We start from the raw sequence: 21,480 nt of genomic DNA, 5'->3' as shown, positions 1-21,480 counted from the left end.
TATTTATATTGTGTAAATATGGCAGATTTTTTAGATACAAGTGGCATTACATATCATTTAGAGAAGCTTATTAAAAATGCAGATGAAAAAGTAGTTCTCATTAGTCCATACTTGAAAATTAATGATAGAATTAAAGAACTAATTGAAGACAAAAATCGAATGAAAATTCATATTGATGTTGTTTATGGGAAAAATGAATTACAACCTGATGAAAATAACTGGTTAAAGTCATTAGATTTTGTTAGAACTGGTTTTTGTAAAAATTTGCATGCTAAATGTTACTTGAGTGAAAAAGAAGCTTTAGTTACTTCTATGAATTTATATGAGTTTTCCCAACAGAATAACAATGAAATGGGGATATATGTCTCAAGAGAAGAAGATCCTAAATTATACGACGATATAAATAAGGAATCAATGAGACTATTCCGTATCAGTGAGGAATTAAAAGTAACTGTCGAAAAGATTGCTCGAAAAGAGAATACAACTAATAATAAATCTAAAGCTGTGCCTAAAAACACACCTAAAACTGCAGTAAATCAGGGTGGGTTTTGTATTCGATGCAATAAGGAAATTAAAATAGACCCAATGAGCCCATATTGCAAAAAATGTTTCACTTCATGGAACAAATATAAGAATGAAGAGTATGAAGAAAAATATTGCCATATATGTGGTCAATTAACTAAATCATCAAAAATTAAACCAACATGCTATAATTGCTATAAGAAGAATAAAAATAAACTAGATTTTCCTCTTTGAACACATTGTGACACTTCAAAGAAGAGAGTAAAAATCATAACTACAATTAGAAGCATGAGAAAAATAAAGAGGTAAAAGACAAATTTGCCTTTTATATATACATCATTTCGGAATTGGCTTGTCAGGAGTGACACCGTAGTATTCAGTTCTTGCCTTGCCCCAGATACAGCCATTCTTTCCGACAATCTTAAGTTCAAGATTCTGCAATGCCTTGCACAGGCTGTTCCCGGCACGTGCTCCCTTACAGATAAGGCAGTAGTTCTCGCAGAAAACCGGAGCCTTTTTCTTTTCTGCCATTATGATCCCCTTCTCTTCCAGACCTGATCAGATAATAAATTCAGACCTTAGACTGCACTTCCCTGGCAAATTTCTTTGCTTTCTGCACGCGTGAATCGTCAGGCTGTCCCTTTGTGGAAGGACCCATCTCTCCGAATGCCTTCATCTGCGGATCATCTGCCTTTAAGAGCATATCAATCACATGCTGGGCAAGTTCCCCCTGGCAGTCAAACGATCCAAGCACGTTAGCTCCGGTAGCTGCCTGAGAAGCGGAACCGGTCCATGAATGAATAGCTTCGAATCCTTCAGGAACAGCATGGGTCATGAATATGGCGATATTTTTTCCTGATGTCTTCTCAGACATGAACTTCTTTACGTTTGGAGGAACATCGAACTGTAACACCGGAAAACCTATGAATGCAAGGTCATATCCTTCAAGGTCCGATACCTCAGACAGGGGTTTGATCTCTTTTTCTCCTTCAAGTTCACCATAAATGGATTCTGCGATTTTCTTTGTGTTACCGGTCTGTGTCATGTACGTTACTAATGTCTTCATATCCATACCTCATTTTTTTATTAAACAAAGTATCAAACTATAGATTAATATAGGTAAGCGTCAGGAAAATGTAGTTTAGAAATATTGATACAAAAAAATGACCTTCTTGAGAGAAGTTTGATTGAATGGTGTTTCGGGTGGATAGCTTCTTCTAAATTTCCAATTATGCAAACTAATAAGAAATTATTTTCCACAAATTGAATAGATAACAAAAAAACAGATGTAGTATATAATAAAAAAGACGTTTTTTAAAATGCTGTTGGAAGCATTTCCTTTACTTGGAGAATTGGGATAAATAAGATATCTGAATACTTTCACCTAATCTACAACAAAAATATAAACGGGTAACACAATTTTCATTTAGAAGTGATTAAGACAATAAAGGAAGGGGTTAATTGGATCACCGTAAATTTGTATTTAACAAGGAACCATACTGTATTTGGGATTTGGATTTAGCACAAAAAAACCTTGATTTCATTGAATCAATGAGGCCTGAATATTTCAATTATGTAGCATATAACAACTTTAAACAGCTTGAGGGGAAGGAAAAGAATCTTGCAGCTCTTTCGATTCGATTGGCTTACTTTCATGGGATGGAAACATTCTTCGCACTTATTTGTGCAACTTTGCAAGCTCCAGAATGTGTTGTAGGATGGCTACAAAAATATCAAATTAGCAGTTTGAGGGAAATGGTTGACGATATCGACAATGGACTGAACATAAAGAGAAAAAAAGAGCCGTATCATTTCTCTTGGGAGTATTTATCTAAAACATTTGTAACTATTCAGCCTGACTGTTTTAATGATGCAAAAAACAATATACTATGGCTTCATTCTATGTGTTAAAAAATATTCAGAGGATTTCGATAAACTACCATCAATACCCATACAATTTAATAAAATTTAAATAATAGCAAAGCAAATTTACTATTATGGATTCTTTTACTGATTTTGCCTTAAATGAAGAATATAAGCGTCTCCAATCTGTCGGAGATAAGCTTGCTGAAATTGAATATTTAGTAGATTGGAAGCCTTTTCGCCCTATTCTGGAGTCAATGTACATAAACAGAACAGCTTCAGGCGGACGGCCTGAAGCTGATGTTATTGTAATGTTCAAGATGCTTGTTCTGCAACAATGGCATGGTCTTTCTGATGCTGAGCTTGAAAAGCAGTGTATTGACAGGATATCCTTTAGGAAATTCCTGGGATTTCCTGAATATGTACCAGACAGTACAACTGTCTGGTCATTCAGGAAGAGAATTATCGACAATGGTAAAGAAAAAGCGGTGTGGGATGAAATGCAGAATCAGCTTGATGCTCTTGGTTTGAAGATTAAAAAAGGAATGATCCAGGATGCAACTTTTATTCACTCAGATCCAGGACATGCAAAAGCAGATGTACTCAGAGGAAAAGATGCGAAAACAAGAAGAAGCAAAGATGGAACCTGGACTAAGAAAAATGGTAAATCTCACTTTGGATACAAACTTCATACAATTATTGATAAGGATTATGAACTAATCAGAAGATTTGAGACAACAACTGCATCACTTCACGATTCACAGGTTGATCTGTCTGAAAAGGGTGAAGTGGTGTATAGAGATAAAGGATATTTTGGAGCAATAGCAAAAGGTTTTGCAGCAACAATGCAACGAGCTGTAAGAGGACATCCTTTAGGAATAATGGATATCCTCAGAAATGAAAGAATAAGTGTGAAAAGAGTCCCTTGCGAAAGAGTGTATGCAGTGACAAAAGAAATATTTAAAACCAGAAAGGTTCTTGTTACAACTGTAGAAAGAGTGAATGCAAAAATGTTGATGACAGCTTTTTGTTTTAATCTGCATCAATTGAGGACACTAAAAACCAAAGGAGTAATTTAGGATAGCGGGAGCTATACTAAAAATAAGGATTAATGAAGAGAAATTAAACAAAATGATAAAAAATGAGAGGATATAATTGAGTTTGAATACTTTAATGATCTAAAATGAGGGAATATCGAAATCCTCTTCAGTAAAATATCATAAAAAACGTCTATCAATCTGAGGGGATTTGTATAGACCGCGAAGAAATACTTGCAGTTTATGAAGCTGGTCCAGAAGCAGTAGTAGAACTTGTAACTCGATTACTTGGGATAATTGAACATCAATCTCTCCAAATTGCACAACTTGAAGAGCGTGTCAGGCATTTGGAAGAAATGCTTGAAAAGAATAGTCGCAACAGTAGCAAACCACCTTCTACTGATTCTTATGCACGGAATAAACCAACCGTTAAAAGTCAAAGAAAAAAGACCAATAAGCATGTAGGTGGTCAAAACGGTCATCCTGGTACTACATTAAGAATAAATGATGATCCGGATGAAGTTATTGTTCATCCTGTTAATCAATGCGTCAATTGTGGGAGATCGTTAGCTTCTGTTCCCTCTGACTATGAAAGAAGACAGGTCTTTGACATTCCTCCTATAACTATCAATTGCATTGAACATCGTTGCGAGATTAAAACATGTCCCAAATGTTCTCATGTAAACAAAGCTCTTTTTCCAGATGGTGTAACTCAGCCGACTCAATACGGTCATCGAGTTAAGTCATTTGCAGTTTATTTGCACACTTACCAATTACTTCCTTATCAGCGTGTTACCAAGTTGTTCTCTGATATTTTGGGATGCAAGATAAGTCCTGCTACTTTGGTGAACACGGAACGTAGTTGTTTTGAGAAGCTTGGAGCTTTTGAAAATACAGTGAAACATCTCCTGAAAGAATCTCCTGTCATCAATCTGGATGAAACAGGAATGAGAATAAATGCAGTTCGTAATTGGCTTCATGTGGCAGGTACAGACAAACTGACCTATTATTTTGCACATCGCAAAAGGGGCTCAGAAGCAATGGATGCTATGGGCATATTACCAGGTTACACTGGTGTTGCAACACATGATTTTTGGAAACCGTACAACAAATATGAATGTCAACATTCATTATGTAATGCACATTTATTACGAGAGTTAACTGGAGCTTCCGAAAACAGGGATCAACAGTGGCCAAAGATAATGAGTGATCTCTTGATATGCATTAAACATCATGTTGATAATGATCTTTTAGATACTGAGCTAATTCAAAGGTTCAGTGAGGATTATGATCACATAACTTGTTTAGGAGTGAATGAAAATCCTCCTGATCCGGAATCAAATGTGCGGTCTAAAAAACGAGGACGTAAGAAGCAGACCACGGTAAAGAATTTGCTGGATAGGTTTATTGGCCATAAAGAGGATATCTTGCGATTTATGTACGACCAAAACGTTCCGTTTGATAACAATCAGGCTGAAAGAGAGATCAGAATGACGAAAGTACAGCAGAAGATATCAGGTACTTTCCGCAGTGAACAGGGTGCAAAAAATTTCTGCCGTATAAGAGGATACGTGTCTACTGTTAATAAGAATTCTGAATCTGTTATCGATGCAATTAGTGCAATATTTTATGGCAATTCATTTGTTCCAAAGTTGCAGAATTGATCGTGGATGAAGAAATCAGCTTGGTGGAAGTGAGCTAGGCTGAATAGTTACAAACATTTAATTGTTTTCAACTTGAAGATAAGGAAAAAGAACAGGAAATTAAGGTTGGATATGGCAAATTCTGGAAAAGTTTAGCTACAGAATTCCTAAATGAAAAACGGCGTTCCGAATATAACAACTTAAAGCACGGATTAAGAATCGAACCAGTGGGATTCGAAATGTTCATAGCAGAAGAAAAAGAATGTGTGATGTCACCACCTTTTAATGAAGCTATTTCGATGGGTGGAAGCGAATTTGGTTCTTCGTTTTTGATACGAAATCAAATTTGTGAAAAAGAAAAAAAGAATGGAAAATGCCATTTTCAGGTTGAACAACATAATGTTAACTGGGAACCCATCACCATCACAACCCGACTTATATTATTAAGTCACTCAATTAAAAATATTCTCTCGTATCTGAAAATAGAAAACGGAGTCAAACAAGAAACTGTAACATTCTCTTTGCCATCAGATTTAAGTGTATTTAATAAGGCGTGCAAACCACTAGATGGGGTTTTGAGTATGAACTCTGATTCAATTATTAACCAAGAGGATATTGAGATATTTACTAAAGAGGAAATACTAGCAGTATACAATCAAACGGAAGAGAATGAAGTACATGAAGGTTAACATCAACTGTTTGAAAAAACCCAGCCCATCTTCCTGTAAAACAAGAGAAGTGAGTAAGCATGTTAATCTTCCTTTACTATGGAATTTAGGAAACATGCACCCATGAAAAAAATAAACCGACAATCGTAATATGAGATGTCGGATAGTTTCTCAAAAAAGAATTAGACTCAAGTCGCAAAAAGGGGTTTTGTGTCCAGACCGGACACTATTCAATTTCATCTTAATTCAACGGCATATTGCTTATGTTGCTACTACCCTGACCATATCAACAAATGCATCTTCCCGTGAATTGGACATCTTTCCTCGGAATCGAAGCTTGAGGTTGTTTATGTCATTCAATTCAACGCTCGCGTAGTGCCATCGATTTTCCGTATCCATATATCCTCTTAAAGTTGCTTTTTCAGTCCAGGTAGCTCCTCCATCTGTGGATACATCAAATGCAAGGTATTCTCCTCTGTCAAGACCACTTTCAATGTACCAGGAGAAGGTAATTGTAGCGCTGGTTTTGCCATCCAGATCTATATCTTTAGAGGTTAATGGTGCATCTATAGCCCAGCCATCAATTTCAGCAGAATATCTGCCGTCTATTGCCCGCTGAACTGAATTGGTCCAGTAGCTTTGTCTGCCTTCAGTCCATAGCTCATTCCAGTCCCCCTGCTCAAAGCTATCATAGAATACCTCCTGGGGTCCACTGGATGCTTCTTTAATAGTCAGGGTCGTACTTTTAATCAAGGTGTCTATGGAATTTCCTGATGGGTCACTTATGATCACGTTTTTCAGAGAAATTGTTGATGTGCTTGTAGCCTGCTCTTTTACACTCATTGTGATCCTTGCAAATGACTCAGGTTCTAAGATGCTTGAAGGACCCAATACCACACCATAAATATCAGAAAGTATCCCTGCATTGTTGTCTATGTTTCCGTAGTTGACGAATGTCGCAGCACCTTTCGAACCTAAGAATTTGCCTTTAGATACATCATCTACCTGTATCTTTGAACTGTCAAACTCGAGATCGAACTGTAATCCGGCAATTGCAATATCCGGCGTTACAAAAACATCTACTGTGAAATCTTCACCGGGTGTGACGATTTGAGTTGATGGTTTAAGTGTTACTTCTGCTGCAGTTGAATTAAAACAACCGAAAACAAGAATAAGTAAAAATATAGTAATTATCGTAATGTTTTTGATGAGGTATACCCTCCTTATTTTAGGGTTTGTAGATTTATAGCCATATATAATTATTTGATTTTTTTGATAATAATATATTATTTGTGTTAAACAATACTATTTTGGTACATCTCAAATAGAGAGTTCATAAGAAAGTTGAAAGAATCTACTTTCGGTTCTGTAGAAAAACTATCAGTGTAAGCTTTCAGTTTGTACCCGAGTTTAGTAAGAAAATTCATAGTTTCACACTTCCTTTTCTATGGGTAATATTCCCCACCAGTTCTACTTTTACACCTCTGCTTCCATAAGTACAGAGCTACCAAATTGAGCCGGGATTTTCGCCACTTTTTAAAACTCTTGTATTCCTTTTACCACACCATATCCCATAAATGTCGACTTTTTGACCATATCCTTCCTTTCCTATGAGAATTCAGCCACCATCACACCACAAACACCGGATTTGTTCTTTTTTGCCAACAAGAAATAATTATTACTTTCACCCGACTTACCATGAGTTTTTATTGCACAGGTCACATAAAATAATGTGAAGTTAAAAGTGGGTGATAAGTTTGGAAATTATAAACGAAGCAAAGATAACAGAATTAGAAGAAAGAACCGTAGCATACGTTTCATTTGTTGGCAACTACATGGGAAATGTCGAGGTATTTGAAAAATTATTCACTAAACTTTGTGGCTGGGCTGGACCGAAGCAATTGATGGGACCGGAGACTCTTTTTTTGTCAGCATATTATGATGATCCTGGAGTTACACCCCCAGAGGAACTTAAACTGGATGTGTGCATGACCATTAGCGATGATGTTGAAGTTGAGGGAGAGGTAAAAAAGCAAAAACTTCCCGGGGGAAAGTACGTAGTTATGCGTGCAGAACTGGCAGGAACTGAAGAATACGGCCCTGCATGGGAAAAGATCGTTGATTGGCTGATACAAAATAACCTTGAAATTGACATATCCCGGGCAAGTTACGAGATATATTTGAATTCACCTGAAGAGCATCCGGAAAATCATCATATTCTTGATATATGCATGTCAGTCAAGTAAATCTGATCCAAGGAGTGTTTTGAAAGATTAAAGTATCTCTGTTTTGGCTTGAGCTGTGCTTGGGTTAAATTCAGTTTATTGTGAATTGGGTGTTATTTATTTCCTTTATTTTAAGGAAACCCGGAAATCCCAATTTAATTTATTTTTATTTACAGGTAAGAAACCACATCTGACCATCGCTTCTTTAAACTGCTTATTTGTGATAAAGAAACCATCTGGTGATTCTTCAAAAAGAAGTTTAAGCGCATAACTGGTATAAGGTTTATTTGGTTTTTTTTGCGGAGTATGTTCAAAGTTATCCAATTATCCATGGCTTTTTTTTGAATTTCAGGTAATTCGTAATCACTCATTTTATTCACTCCGGTTTTTCGTAATTTATCAGTAAGGTACCACTAAGCTGTATCTTGATTTCCTTTACTTGAGGGTTCAGGTTATTAATATAAATCGCGATAACTTATATTGTTCCATTTATTTAAGCAACGATGCACAAAAAGAAGGGGCTGTTCAGGTTGTTCTACTAATATATGTACTATTATTCTTTATTTGCACTTATTTTGCTGTGAAGTATGTACTAAATGGATAAGTCACTTATTTTATTATGGGAAAACTAAACCAAAAATACACCCTTAAATACTTTCACCCCACTCACATCAGCCATATATAATCAAACTTCCAATTAACAATCCAATGACAGAGTTTGAGAGAAAAGTAAAGATCATAACCCTGATCCGCAGCATGCAAAAAAGGGATTCATCACGCCGGAATGAAGCAAAACGGCAAACTGTTTTTTAAGCTTGCTCAGTTCACCGTAAACTTTACCTGTTAATCACCTTATGAGAACACAGCCATGTCTTTGAGCAATATCATAATAAAAGGCGCAAAGGAACATAACCTGAAAAATCTGGATCTGACTCTTCCACGTGATAAACTCATAGTTATCACAGGACTCAGCGGTTCCGGGAAGTCATCTCTTGCTTTTGATACCATCTATGCCGAAGGACAAAGGAGATACGTGGAATCTCTCTCCGCATATGCCCGGCAGTTTCTGGGACTTATGGAAAAACCTGATGTAGAGTACATCGAAGGTCTTTCACCTGCTATATCCATAGAGCAGAAAACCACTAGCAAGAATCCAAGATCCACAGTTGGTACAGTCACAGAGATCTATGACTACCTCAGGCTGCTATATGCAAGAATAGGCATAAGGCACTGCCCGGAGTGCGGAAGGATAATCGAGACCCAGAGTGTTGACCAGATACTCGACAGCATAATGAAGCTTTCTGAAGGCACAAAAATACATGTGCTTGCACCTGTAGTCAGGGAGAGGAAGGGAGAGTACAAAAAACTGCTTGCAGAACTGCTTGCCGAAGGTTTTACACGCGCACGTATCGATGGCGAAGTATACTCACTGGAAGATGCACAGGATATTGAACTGGAACGTTATGTCAAGCATAATATAGAGATAATCGTCGACAGGTTGGTCATCAAGGAAGGAGTAGAGGAGCGACTTGCAGACTCCGTTGAAGCAGCGCTTGAGAAGAGTGGAGGCACCCTTACTGTCCAGGTATTGGATGGTGAAGAGCTGACATTCAGTGAAAAACTTGCTTGTACGGAATGTGGCATCGGTTTTGAGGAGATGGAGCCTGCGGCATTCTCATTCAACAGTCCCCAGGGTGCATGTCCCGAGTGTCACGGACTGGGCACCTCTATGGAGTTCGACCCCGACCTGATAGTTCCTGACAGGACTCTTACTCTGCGTGAAGGAGCAATCGAACCCTGGAGCAAGACCAAAGACGGCTATTACATGCAATCAGTGGAATCACTTGCAAACCATCTGGGATTCTCCATGGATGTACCCTTTGAAGAACTAAAACCTGAAGTAAAGGATATTATCTTCAACGGCAGTGAGGAACTGATTCCCTTTGTGCATGTAGGAAAGAATGGTGGAATGTGGAAGCATAAAGGACGCTTCAAGGGAGTTATTGCAAATCTTTCCAAAATTTTCGAGAAAACCGAATCAGAGAGCAGCAAGGATAGAATGCAGCGGTACATCAGCACAAAACCATGTCCCGTATGCGGAGGTGACAGGCTCAAACCAGCCAGCCTTGCTGTAAAAATAGATGGAAATAACATCATTGACATCACAGGCATGTCCGTTGAGGAAAGCCTGCATTTCTTCCAGCATCTTGAAGAAAAGCTCAATGAGCGTGAATACACTATCGCACGCCTCATACTAAAAGAAATCAAGGCCAGACTAGGCTTCCTTGTAGACGTCGGCCTCGACTACCTTAACCTGGGCAGGTCTGCAGCAACACTTTCCGGAGGAGAAGCACAGCGCATCAGGCTTGCAACCCAGATCGGTTCAAGTCTCATGGGGGTGCTCTATATCCTTGACGAGCCAAGCATCGGCCTGCACCAGAGAGATAACCTTAGGCTCATTAATACTCTTAAACACCTGAGAGATATCGGAAATACCGTGCTCGTTGTCGAACACGACGAAGAGACAATCTGCAGCTCGGATCACGTAGTGGATATGGGGCCCGGAGCAGGCATCCACGGAGGGGGAATCGTTGCCGAAGGCAGCCCCGAAGAGATTATGAAGAACAAGAGCTCCACAACCGGAAAATACCTGAGTGGAAAAGTGAAAATAGAGGTCCCGGAAGATAGAAGAGAGCCCACCGGAACCCTAGTCCTTCGGGGTGCAAGCCAGAACAATCTCAAATCCATAGATGTGGAATTCCCGCTGGGGATACTTGTATGTGTTACAGGGGTGTCGGGTTCCGGCAAAAGTACGCTTATCAATGAGACATTGAACAAGGTTCTGGCCAAGAAACTCAATCGGGCAAGGGAAATTCCCGGTAAGTTCAAGGACATCGGCGGACTGGAACATGTGGACAAGGTCATAACAATCGATCAGTCACCCATAGGAAGAACACCGAGATCAAACCCTGCGACCTATACCAACCTTTTCACACCCATCAGGGATCTCTTTGCACAGACAAAGACCGCACGTACCCGCGGGTACAAGCCCGGCCGTTTCAGTTTCAATGTCCGCGGTGGCAGGTGTGAGGCATGTACCGGTGACGGTATAATCACAATAGAGATGCATTTCCTGCCGGATGTTTACGTTCCCTGCGAGGTTTGCCACGGTAAGCGTTATAACAGAGAGACCCTGGAGGTCACCTACAAGGATAAGAACATCGCTGAAGTCCTTGACATGACTGTAGAGGAAGCACTTGAGTTCTTCGAAAACATACCATCCATCAACCGGAAACTGCAGACTCTGTACGATGTGGGTCTGGGATATATCAAACTGGGCCAGTCATCCACAACCCTTTCCGGCGGCGAAGCACAGAGAGTAAAACTGGCAACCGAACTGAGCAAGCGCTCTACAGGCAAAACAGTCTACATCCTGGACGAACCCACCACCGGCCTGCACTTCGATGATGTGAAAAAGCTCCTGGAAGTACTCCAGAGGCTGGTAGAAGGAGGAAACACAGTGATAGTCATTGAGCACAACCTCGATGTCATCAAGACCGCCGACTGGCTCATCGACCTGGGACCGGAAGGTGGTGACAGGGGTGGAAAGGTTATAGCACAGGGAACTCCGGAAAAGGTTGCAAAGAGTAAGGTATCCTATACCGGGAAATTTTTGAAGAAAATGTTGGATTAAGAAATAATCTAATACAACTTATTTATATTTTATATATGGTCCCTGTAATTTTCATATAGCTAGTATAATTTTTGTGCATAAAGTATTAAGCAGATAATATTCATTTGATAAAAGTTCCGGCAACATATATTTATTTACAGATATTGTAGTAATATAAAAAAACGAGTCGTATACTAAATCAATAAGTATTGACAGACAAAAACGTAAACATGTATCTCAATTATTTTGCACTGCCACTATTTGCACTGGTGTTTATTCTGTGTGCACTGATATTCTATATTCAAAAGCATAGAGATAAAGACGGTACTACCTATTTCTCATTACTTTTATGTTCCATTATTGTTTATACATTTTTTTATGTATTCGAAATATCTTCAGCAACATTGAATTCTACTTTAACCTATTACAAACTTGAATATATTGGAATTCCTTTTATTCCAGCTTTATTGCTGATCTTTACAATAAAATACACAGGGAAAAAACAATGGTCAACCACAGCGACAACTTTTGCAATCGTTGCCATTCCATTAGTAACTATGCTCCTTGTGTTCACTACTGAGAAACATACTCTATATCACAAGGAAATATTCCTTAGTCCTGAAGCAATCTTTCCTATACTGGCATTTGAACCTGGTACATGGTATTGGATTCAGCAATTTTATACCATCCTCTGTATTAGTTTCAGCATTGTCCTTCTGCTAAACATGCGAACAGAGGTCATGCCAGCTTTTCGAAAACAGGTATCTGTAGTAATGCTTGGAACATTAATACCCTTTTTAGTATTCTTACTCTATATTGCTGGAATATTTCCGCCTGGCCTTGATCCAATTCCTTTTTCTCTTGCATTTTGTGGTATAATAATTTATTTTGGCCTGACACATTACAAATTATTAGATCTAGCTCCTCTTGCACGTAGTCTGCTTTTTGAAAAAATGCCTGACGGGGTAATTGTTCTTGATGAAATGCAAAGAATAGTTGATTGTAACCATTCTGCGACAAAATACCTGGAACTTACATCGGATTATATTGGAAAAATAGTATCTGAAACACTGGTTTCCTGGCCAGAACTTATTACTAACAGACAGAATGCAGTTGAAAGAAATAGCCTTGAAGTGAAAAAGAGCGTTGGTGGAGAAAACATCTGGCTTAATGTTGATTTTTTGCCACTTTCCAGTGAAAATAAAAATGCACTGGGACAAATGATAATACTTCGAAATATTACAGAAAGTAAAAAAGCGCAGGAAACATTGCTTGAAACTAATCGGAATCTTGAAAAAGCCACGATCCGTGCAAAACACATGACTGAACAGGCAGAAATGGCAAACCGTGCAAAAAGTGAATTCATTGCCAACATGAGCCATGAAATTCGGACGCCTCTTAATGGAGTGATGGGTTTTTCTGATCTGCTGATGCAAACAGAACTTACAGAATCACAATTATATTACATTCAAACAGTGCATACATCAGCAAATACATTGCTTGATCTGGTCAATGATGTATTAGATTTTTCAAAAATAGAAGCTGGAAAACTGGAACTTAATCCAGAAAGAACACAACTCATGGAGTTGCTTAAGCAAATTACAGATATTGTTAATTATAAAGTCCATGAGAAAGAGCTTGAAATTAAACTGAACATAGAATCAAACATACCAGAATATATCATTGTTGATGATCTGAGATTGAGGCAGATATTAATTAATCTCTTAAGTAATGCTATAAAGTTCACTGAAACAGGTGAAATTGAACTGAAAGTGGAACCCTCTATTCTTCATTACAAAACGCATGAAATCGGACTAACATTTTCAGTGAAAGATACAGGAATTGGAATCGCAAAAGAGAACAGAAGCAGGATATTTGATTCTTTTTCGCAGGGAGATGGTTCCATAAGTCGCAGGTACGGAGGAACAGGTCTTGGACTGACGATATCAAACAGGCTTCTTGATATGATGGGATCTAAACTTGAACTTGAAAGTGAAGTTGGAAAAGGAAGCACTTTTTATTTTACTGTCGTTTTGCCTGTCGATTAAGGACAAATAGTTATCGCAAACATCTCCACTAATAGCTTTCACGAGTGGATTTAATGACAATGAAAACTAAGACAACGTTGTTATTTAATTGGTCTGTTTAGACAGAGAACAATTCGTTATGAAATTGTTCCCGATGTCCCGGAAAAAGTAAAATATAAAATAGAATTATCAAAATAGAATTGCGAAAAAAAGAGGAAATTAGTTCTTCTTCAGTTTCTCAACAAGCATCTCGACCTGCTCCACAGCAGTTCCGATGTACTTGTCAGGGTCCACGAGATTTATGATGTCATCTTCGCTCAGGTAGTTTGCAACATCCGGATTTGCCATAAGGACTTCCTTGAAATGCATACCACTCTCATGGGCTTCCATGGCACTGGAACGAACAAGTTCGTGGGCTTCCTGGCGACCTACACCACGTTTTGCAAGTTCGATCATCACTGCTTCACCCATATTCAGGCCCTTTAGAAGGTCCAGGTTACGGCGGATGTTTTCGGGATAGAACCTGAGATTCTCAATAACACCGATAGCCAGTTTGATGATATGATCGGTCAGCACACATGACTCGGGGAAGACTATCCTTTCACATGAAGAGTTGGTCAGGTCACGCTCGTCCCAGAGAGTATTGTTAAGCAGCTCCGGCTCTACCATTGAACGCACGATCCTTGCAAGCCCGCATATCTGCTCTGACTTGATTGGGTTTCTCTTGTGTGGCATGGTTGATGATCCTACCTGCTTTTTCCTGAAGCTTTCCTCGACCTCTGCGATCTCGCTTCTCTGCAGGGAGCGTATTTCAACAGCAATCTTATCGATTGTTGTCACGGTATTGGCCATCCACATTACAAATTCTGCATGGCGGTCCCTCTGTATGATCTGATTGGACACATCCACCGAACCGATCTCCAGATACTCCATTACACGCTTTTGAACCTCAATCCCATCTTTTCCGAATGCCGCCTGTGTTCCCACAGCTCCGGTCATCTGTCCGACAAGCAGACGGGGCTTAAGCTGCTCCAGACGTTCGATATGGCGTGCTATCTCGGAAGCCCATATGCCAAAGCGTAAGCCATAGGTTGTTGGGACACCGATCTGGCCGTGCGTCCTTCCGGCGCATACCAGATGTTTGTGTTCATCGGCCTGCAATAATAATATATCAAGCAAGCTCTGCATCTTATCTTCAAGAATCTGCACTGCTTCCTTGAGCTGCAAACCGGTTGCTGTATCCAGCATGTCGTTAGAAGTTGCACCGAAATGCACCCATTTTCCGGCATCTTCTTCACATTTCTCGGAGACTGCAATCACAACAGCCATCATATCGTGGTGGATCTCATTCTCGATCTCATTAACCCTTTCAAGTTCGACTTTGCCGATGCTTGCTTCAATGATGTCTGCCGCTTCCTTTGGAATCAGGCCGATATCAGCCTCTGCCTTTGCAAGTGCAGCTTCGACTGTCATTACCTTCTCAAGCCTGTTGGCCTCACTCCAGACAAATTTCATCTCCTCTGTTCCATAACGATATTCAATTGGATGGATTGCCATGTATCAGATCTCCATGATATTGATATATATCTTTCAATTAACGATATGATTCTGGTATAGTAAATCTACCAATAAATAGGCTTTGTATGGTTAAAAGAAGAAAAATGATAGCAATGCCGTAACATGCAATAGACTTACTCTTTTATGAAATCAGCCGTTTTTGAAGAAATGAATAAAAACGAAAATACTCAATTCTTTTCATCCTTGAAACCAATTTCAATGTGAGAGCCATCACAAAATGGCTTGTTCTTTGATGAACCACATCTGCAAAGTGCCATAGCAGGTTGTGTATCCAAATTCTCTCCTTTTGAGTTAACGAATGTGTTCACATTTTTGACGATATACGGCCCATCTTTGCTGACTTCAATAGATGTTTCTTCTTTTGTACTCATATTTAAACCCCAGTAAACATCGTATTTTCTGGATAAATACTTACCTAATAGATGAAAAAAGAATATTGTCCATAAGGTCAAAACAAAATATTTAAATAATATTACATAGGAAAAGGGAAGAATATTGCAGACATCCGTATTACGATATATAAATATAGGTGGAACTATGGAACAAACAATTGATCATAATTCAAAAAATCAGGTGATCTGAAATGGTGCTCGATACTGGAGATACCGCATTTATAATCATTTGTACTGCTCTGGTCATGCTTATGACACCTGGAGTCGGACTCTTTTACGGTGGAATGGTGCGCAACAAGAACCTTATTTCCATGATTGCAATGTCTTTTGTCGCCTTTGCCATTGTGAGCATCCAGTGGGTACTATTCGGATATTCACTTTCCTTCGGGTCCGATATCGCAGGATTCATAGGAGGACTGGATTTCGTAGGCCTCAGGGGCGTAGGACTTGATGGAGAAGGCATACCGGATATGCTTTTCATGGTATTCCAGCTTGTATTCGCAGGAGTCACACTTGCTATTCTCACATCGGGAGTCGCTGGACGCATTAAGCTGAGTTCCTTTATGGTGTTTGGGGTACTTTGGACAACGCTGGTATATGATCCCCTGGCCCATTGGGCATGGGGCGGCGGCTGGGCCGGGGAACTCGGTGCTCTTGACTTTGCCGGAGGAACCGTAGTTCATATCAGCTCGGGATTCGGTGCACTTGCCCTTGCACTGGTAATAGGTAACCGTGCAGGTTTTGGGAAATACAGTATGGAAGCTGAAAACATCACTACTACTCTTCTTGGGGGAGCACTGCTCTGGTTCGGATGGTTCGGGTTCAATGCAGGAAGTGCACTGGCAGCAGACGGACTTGCTGTTAACGCTCTTGTAGTTACAAATATTTCAGCTGCATCCGGGGCAATCACCTGGATGATAGCATCATGGATAAGAGGTAAGCCAAGTTCACTGGGAATGATCAGTGGAGCGATTGCAGGTCTTGTAGCAATAACTCCCGCATCCGGGTTTGTAGGCCCGATGTCTGCGATCTTAATCGGCGGCTTCGCCGGGCTGCTTTGTTACGGTACTTTGCTTTTCCGTGTGCGCAGAGGACTTGATGAAAGTCTTGATGCGTGGGCAGTTCATGGGATGGGGGGATTCTGGGGGGCTATTGCAACAGGAATCTTTGCAAGTGCAGCTATCGGAGGGGTAGACGGACTTATTTACGGAAACGTTAACCAGTTCCTCATTCAGGTACTTGATGCATCCGTTGCCATGATATATGCATTCACAGTGACATTCATACTGGCAAAGCTGGTAGACAAGGTAATGGGACTGCGTGTGACCGAAGAGGAAGAATATGTGGGACTGGATATATCCCAGCACGGGGAATCCACAACAGCATGAGGTGATGGTGTGAAGAGAGTAATAGCTGTTATCAGGCCCGAGGTGTTTGAAAATGTTAAATCCTCACTGGAGGAGAAAGGCTACTTCTCAATGACAGTGCATGAAGTGAAAGGGCGTGGTGCACAAAAAGGAATCTGTCTCCAGTACAGAGGAAAACAAATTAAAGTAGACATGATTCCAAAGATAGAAATCGAGATGATAGTAGGCGACGAGGATGTCCGTCCTATCATTGACATCATCCGGAAAACTGCACGTACCGGCAAATTCGGTGACGGGAAGATTTTTGTATCCCCGATTGAGCTGGTAGCTGCAATTAGAAATGATGACGAGATAGTATCCGAATAATATGAGGGTAATTCCTCATATCTTCTTTTTTTCGCATTCTTTTTTTGTACAATATATTGAAGAATAATACTATATATTACATTGATGAACTGAACTCTTTATGAGAAAACTGGTATAGGGCTCTATTTGACATACCATTCCAACGGGACAACTATTTCGTCATCTTTTTTCTTTGCACCAAAAAGAGGAATCTCAAACTTTGTATCTTCAAGAAGAATGACTGAAAGACCACAGCCTCTACCTCTTGGAATGCATTGAATTACTTTTGCGCGAAAAGTGAGTTCTTCGCCCTCATTACCCCAAGAAGGAACTTTGATAGTAATAATATTGCCAATATTAGCAGGTAAACTATCTTCAAATTGAGAGATTTTCCTGTAGTCCAGTTCAAAGCCGGTCCCTTTAAGGTTGTTCTCAACATCCCGGCGGTTCAGGTCAAGTGCATCTGAAATATCCTCCAGAGAATATCCAGATTCATAGAGGAATTTAGTAGAACCTTTTTTCAAATAATCGAGGTCCGAGTATTTTAATGGACGAGTCTTGCACAATTGTCGCATAGATTCTAATTTATTCTTACCATTGCCCTCTTTGTCCAGAAAAAAACCTCCTTAAATGAACTTATTCTGACGATAGATATAAAAGTACTTTTAGTTTGCTTTACTCCCTATATTACTTTCAAACCAGTCAAGTATTGCAAACATCAGATCAGAAGATGACTTTATCAGATCATCCCTCCCACGTATCTCATGCTCTGATTGTATATACTTACCTTCCACGAAGTCAGAACTACAGTTTTCTATCAGGCTGTCTACACACTCTTCATTAACCTCTGGATGGAACTGCACTGCAAGCACATTGTCTCCGTAAATGAACCCTTGCTCCGGGCATGCTTCACTTTCAAACAGACGTTTTGCACCCTTTGGAAGACTGAAGGTATCACCATGCCACTGGAAAACAATAATTCCCTCAGAAATATGAAACAGAATATCATCTGCCTGAAATGCTTCAAGTGAACGAACTTTATGCCAGCCAATTTCCTTAAGTGGACTTTGTGACACTTTACCCTCCAATAATTCTGCTATCATCTGGGCTCCAAAACATATGCCATAAACGGCTTTGCCTGATTTGAGAACAGTTTTAACAAATTTCTTTTCCTCCTTTAACCATGGATATTCTTCTTCCTGATAGACACTCATCAAACCACCCATTATTATGAGCAGATCGAATTCATGTAACTGTGGGAAAACAGAATTTACGTATGGAGCAGTCACGGATATAGAATGACCTTTATTAAAGGCCCATTCTTTGATGTTACCAAGGGATTCGAATTCCAGATGTATCAGGCAACTAATTTTCATAATTATTCTATCTCAAATGGATTTTTTAAATTCTGTTGGTGTGTAGTGTAAATAATATGTGAATTTATGAATAAACAAGAACAGATTAGTACTTTACTGTTAAAAAATTAATATGGTGCGTAAATGAACAGAAAATATATAGAATTATTTATATAATATAGATAATAGATTGACGTATATTATATTAATTTTTTATCATTGTGGAAGGATAACATGAGATACAGAGACATCCCAATTGGACGTAAATTACTAATATTCACACTAATAGCTGCTATAGTACCCGTTCTTCTTGTAGGCACATATGCCTATGAACAAGCAGGCAACAGTATTTCACATGAGATACAAAATAAACTTGAAGAGCAGGTGCAAATAGAGAATGATTACATTGGCTCAACATTTTCCCTTGCACAAGACAAAGTAAACAGTGACCTGGGAGTTGCAAGGACCGTTTTTTACTCAAAAGGTAATCCTGAAATCATTTATGGACAAATGGTATTGGGAGAAGATTATGTTGTCAACAATAATTTTGAGATCGTTGATGATGTCAAGAATATGGTAGGAGGGACTGCGACTGTATTCCAGGTAGTGGATGGAGAGGCTGTAAGGATCTCTACTAACGTCATCACCAATGAGGGAGAAAGAGCAGTCGGTACCATAGTGTCACAACCAGTGTATGAGACAGTTGTCAATAAAGGTGGAGTGTTCTATGGAAGAGCATGGGTAGTCAATGCCTGGTATCTGACCGCATACGAACCTATTGAAGATAATTCAGGAAATATAATAGGTATCCTTTATGTTGGTGTTTTGGAAGAGCCCTTCATCAATCATATAAAAGAGCATATAGGAGAACTTGTTGTCGGGAAAACAGGTTATCTATACATAATGGATACAGAAGGCAATCTGATACTGCATCCAAATAAAGAGGGCGAGAGCATCTATGAATATGATTTTGCGAAAGAAATGGTCGAAACCAAAGAAGGCTACCTCTCATACCAATGGGAAGGAAGAGAAAAGGTTGTAGCATATTCATATTACGAACCAAGAGAATGGATAGTAGCCTCAGGAAGCTACCTTGATGAATTCACAGAAGGAGTTCAATCCATAAGGAACACAATGATCGCAGCGATATTTATACTCATCATTGTAGGATTCTTTGCCGCCAGAAAATTCTCAAAATCAATTACAGATTCACTTGAAAAAATGATCACTGCCACCAATTCTATTGCAGAAGGAGACCTGACGGTTAACATCGAAAGTGATTCAGAGGACGAGATGGGACAATTATCATCTGCAATCGATCAGATGGCAAAAAACCTTAAAGATCTGGTTATAGAAATAGAACATAGTGCTAATAAAGTAACTGGAACTTCAAATATTATGTACACATCATCAATTGAAATGGAATCTGTAAGCAACCACATATCCCAGACAATTGGTGAAATAGCCAGTGGTGCTCAAGGACAATCCGTGAAAACAGAAAAAACATCACATGCAATGGCAGACATGACATATAATGTCCAGGAAATTGCTTCAAGTGCCCAGGTTGCTGCAGAAACTGCAACAAAGGCAAGTGAACTCATACAAGAAGTTGGAATCCAATCAGAGACACTTCTTAACCAGATGGATGAAATACAAAATTCTGCCGGACAATCTGCAAATGTGATAAGGGAACTGGATGTTAAGTCCAGAGAAATTGGTGAAATAGTCGAACTCATCACAAATGTTGCAGACCAGACCAACCTGCTAGCACTCAATGCTGCAATAGAAGCAGCCAGGGCAGGAGAACATGGCAGAGGATTCGCAGTTGTTGCCGATGAAGTAAGGAAACTTGCTGAGAACTCGGGAAACGCCGCACAACAGATATCAAAGCTAATCCTTGAGATTCAACAAAGGACAGAAGAAGCTGTCATAACCGTAGAGAAAGGAACTGGAACCATTGCAGGTGGTGCAAAAGCACTTCAGGATACCGTCGATGCTGTTAAGAAAATTGTAGAAGGTGGTGGGAAGGTTGCAGGTATGGCACAGGATATTGCAGCTGCTGCACAAGAGCAATCTGCATCGATTCAGGAAGTTACTGCATCCATGGAAGAAATGTCATCAATATCAGAGGCATCAGCTGCCGGAACAGAGGAAGTTTCTGCTGCTATTGAAGAACAAACATCATCCATGACAGAATTCACAGAATCTTCAAGGGAACTGTCTGAACTTGCAGATGGACTGAAAGCAAAGCTGGATAAATTCAAATTTGAAAGTGAATAAGAGCGTTCAATGAGCCTTCACTTTCCTCTTCTTTTTTTATTCTTTTTCATAATCAAGTGTGCACTTGAATTCTTTTTCAGAGCTTGTTATCAGATAATATGTTGCTGCAAGTGCAAGAATAAGCACACCCATACCTGCAAGGAACAGGGGTTCTGTACTTTTAATATCAATTATCATCACTTTTCTTACGATTGCAGTGACCCCTACAAGGATGATAACATCCACATTCATTAAAGATTCCGTGATTATCATTTTTACAGTTTCCAGTAACTCTATACCAATTATAACAAGGAAGAACAGACCAAATACATCCAGTATCTGATCCACACCGATTAAGAAAACAGGAGGGGTAATCAAATCCTTAAACACTATCCATCCAATTTCCAATGTAGCACTAAGGATAACAAGTGCCATCATCACGATAACTGTCTTTATGATCAATTTCTGAAACCTGTTAATATAATTGATTATCACATTATTCACCGATAAAAGCACTTAATTCATG

Annotated in this window: 20 protein-coding genes; 11 read left to right on the top strand and 9 right to left on the bottom strand. The window is 39.4% G+C overall.

Annotation, left to right across the window (positions count from 1 at the left end):
• The first annotated feature begins 18 nt into the window (after positions 1-18).
• Positions 19-756: a phospholipase D family protein gene (locus V7O67_RS12145; RefSeq protein WP_342304591.1), complete on the top strand. Its 738-nt coding sequence runs from the start codon at positions 19-21 to the stop codon at positions 754-756.
• 102 nt (positions 757-858) lie between these two features.
• Here V7O67_RS12145 and V7O67_RS12140 read toward each other — a convergent pair whose 3' ends face one another.
• Complete coding sequence (locus tag V7O67_RS12140; RefSeq protein WP_406658054.1) at positions 859-1,053, bottom strand: hypothetical protein; 195 nt, start codon at positions 1,051-1,053, stop codon at positions 859-861.
• Positions 1,054-1,093: 40 nt separating this feature from the next.
• Positions 1,094-1,588 carry a flavodoxin family protein gene (locus V7O67_RS12135; protein WP_406658055.1) on the bottom strand — a complete coding sequence of 165 codons (495 nt, stop codon included), beginning with the start codon at positions 1,586-1,588 and terminating at the stop codon, positions 1,094-1,096.
• 395 nt (positions 1,589-1,983) lie between these two features.
• On the opposite strand from V7O67_RS12135, the gene V7O67_RS12130 reads away from it, so the two are divergent.
• The 4 genes from V7O67_RS12130 (at position 1,984) to V7O67_RS12115 (ending at position 5,754) form a co-directional block, all read left to right on the top strand.
• On the top strand, positions 1,984-2,433 hold the full coding sequence (locus V7O67_RS12130) for a hypothetical protein (protein ID WP_342304594.1): 450 nt from the start codon (positions 1,984-1,986) through the stop codon (positions 2,431-2,433).
• Positions 2,434-2,519: 86 nt separating this feature from the next.
• Positions 2,520-3,464, top strand: coding sequence for an IS5 family transposase (locus V7O67_RS12125; RefSeq protein WP_342303665.1), 945 nt, complete (start codon positions 2,520-2,522; stop codon positions 3,462-3,464).
• 173 nt (positions 3,465-3,637) lie between these two features.
• Entirely contained in the window at positions 3,638-5,086 is a 1,449-nt protein-coding gene (tnpC, locus tag V7O67_RS12120; protein ID WP_406671457.1) for an IS66 family transposase, read from the top strand.
• A 218-nt stretch (positions 5,087-5,304) separates the two neighbouring features.
• Positions 5,305-5,754: a hypothetical protein gene (locus V7O67_RS12115; RefSeq protein ID WP_342304595.1), complete on the top strand. Its 450-nt coding sequence runs from the start codon at positions 5,305-5,307 to the stop codon at positions 5,752-5,754.
• Between the two features lie 240 nt (positions 5,755-5,994).
• On the opposite strand, the gene V7O67_RS12110 is transcribed toward V7O67_RS12115, so the two are convergent.
• On the bottom strand, positions 5,995-6,843 hold the full coding sequence (locus V7O67_RS12110) for a cohesin domain-containing protein (protein ID WP_406671476.1): 849 nt from the start codon (positions 6,841-6,843) through the stop codon (positions 5,995-5,997).
• Between the two features lie 647 nt (positions 6,844-7,490).
• On the opposite strand from V7O67_RS12110, the gene V7O67_RS12105 reads away from it, so the two are divergent.
• Positions 7,491-7,979 carry a GyrI-like domain-containing protein gene (locus tag V7O67_RS12105; RefSeq protein WP_342304596.1) on the top strand — a complete coding sequence of 163 codons (489 nt, stop codon included), beginning with the start codon at positions 7,491-7,493 and terminating at the stop codon, positions 7,977-7,979.
• A 105-nt stretch (positions 7,980-8,084) separates the two neighbouring features.
• On the opposite strand, the gene V7O67_RS12100 is transcribed toward V7O67_RS12105, so the two are convergent.
• Positions 8,085-8,282, bottom strand: coding sequence for a hypothetical protein (locus V7O67_RS12100; RefSeq protein WP_342304597.1), 198 nt, complete (start codon positions 8,280-8,282; stop codon positions 8,085-8,087).
• A gap of 544 nt (positions 8,283-8,826) precedes the next feature.
• Here V7O67_RS12100 and uvrA point away from each other — a divergent pair.
• Together uvrA and V7O67_RS12090 are read left to right on the top strand one after the other, a co-directional pair.
• Positions 8,827-11,652 carry an excinuclease ABC subunit UvrA gene (uvrA, locus tag V7O67_RS12095; RefSeq protein WP_406670103.1) on the top strand — a complete coding sequence of 942 codons (2,826 nt, stop codon included), beginning with the start codon at positions 8,827-8,829 and terminating at the stop codon, positions 11,650-11,652.
• A gap of 209 nt (positions 11,653-11,861) precedes the next feature.
• Positions 11,862-13,679 carry a histidine kinase N-terminal 7TM domain-containing protein gene (locus V7O67_RS12090; RefSeq protein ID WP_342306482.1) on the top strand — a complete coding sequence of 606 codons (1,818 nt, stop codon included), beginning with the start codon at positions 11,862-11,864 and terminating at the stop codon, positions 13,677-13,679.
• A 198-nt stretch (positions 13,680-13,877) separates the two neighbouring features.
• On the opposite strand, the gene purB is transcribed toward V7O67_RS12090, so the two are convergent.
• Both purB and V7O67_RS12080 read right to left on the bottom strand, forming a co-directional pair.
• Entirely contained in the window at positions 13,878-15,215 is a 1,338-nt protein-coding gene (gene purB, locus V7O67_RS12085) for an adenylosuccinate lyase (protein ID WP_406670102.1), read from the bottom strand.
• 188 nt (positions 15,216-15,403) lie between these two features.
• Positions 15,404-15,607 (bottom strand): CDGSH iron-sulfur domain-containing protein, encoded by a 204-nt coding sequence (locus V7O67_RS12080; RefSeq protein ID WP_342304600.1) that lies wholly within the window; start codon positions 15,605-15,607, stop codon positions 15,404-15,406.
• A 212-nt stretch (positions 15,608-15,819) separates the two neighbouring features.
• Here V7O67_RS12080 and V7O67_RS12075 point away from each other — a divergent pair, with 212 nt between their 5' ends.
• Both V7O67_RS12075 and V7O67_RS12070 read left to right on the top strand, forming a co-directional pair.
• A complete protein-coding gene (locus V7O67_RS12075) occupies positions 15,820-17,016 on the top strand; it encodes an ammonium transporter (protein ID WP_406658066.1) in 1,197 nt (398 codons plus the stop codon).
• 9 nt (positions 17,017-17,025) lie between these two features.
• Positions 17,026-17,361 carry a P-II family nitrogen regulator gene (locus V7O67_RS12070; RefSeq protein ID WP_406670101.1) on the top strand — a complete coding sequence of 112 codons (336 nt, stop codon included), beginning with the start codon at positions 17,026-17,028 and terminating at the stop codon, positions 17,359-17,361.
• A 122-nt stretch (positions 17,362-17,483) separates the two neighbouring features.
• On the opposite strand, the gene V7O67_RS12065 is transcribed toward V7O67_RS12070, so the two are convergent.
• Both V7O67_RS12065 and V7O67_RS12060 read right to left on the bottom strand, forming a co-directional pair.
• Positions 17,484-17,906 carry a hypothetical protein gene (locus tag V7O67_RS12065; protein ID WP_406670100.1) on the bottom strand — a complete coding sequence of 141 codons (423 nt, stop codon included), beginning with the start codon at positions 17,904-17,906 and terminating at the stop codon, positions 17,484-17,486.
• 99 nt (positions 17,907-18,005) lie between these two features.
• Positions 18,006-18,716: a type 1 glutamine amidotransferase gene (locus V7O67_RS12060; RefSeq protein WP_342304604.1), complete on the bottom strand. Its 711-nt coding sequence runs from the start codon at positions 18,714-18,716 to the stop codon at positions 18,006-18,008.
• Between the two features lie 213 nt (positions 18,717-18,929).
• On the opposite strand from V7O67_RS12060, the gene V7O67_RS12055 reads away from it, so the two are divergent.
• Positions 18,930-20,975 carry a methyl-accepting chemotaxis protein gene (locus V7O67_RS12055; RefSeq protein WP_406670099.1) on the top strand — a complete coding sequence of 682 codons (2,046 nt, stop codon included), beginning with the start codon at positions 18,930-18,932 and terminating at the stop codon, positions 20,973-20,975.
• Positions 20,976-21,011: 36 nt separating this feature from the next.
• Here the strand turns inward: V7O67_RS12055 and V7O67_RS12050 are convergent, their stop codons facing one another.
• On the bottom strand, positions 21,012-21,416 hold the full coding sequence (locus tag V7O67_RS12050) for a phosphate-starvation-inducible PsiE family protein (protein ID WP_342304606.1): 405 nt from the start codon (positions 21,414-21,416) through the stop codon (positions 21,012-21,014).
• Between the last annotated feature and the right edge of the window lie 64 nt (positions 21,417-21,480).

It is taken from the genome of Methanolobus sp. ZRKC4, assembly GCF_045291305.1.
Classification (GTDB): domain Archaea; phylum Halobacteriota; class Methanosarcinia; order Methanosarcinales; family Methanosarcinaceae; genus Methanolobus.
This window is presented reverse-complemented; position numbering and strand designations above follow the sequence as displayed.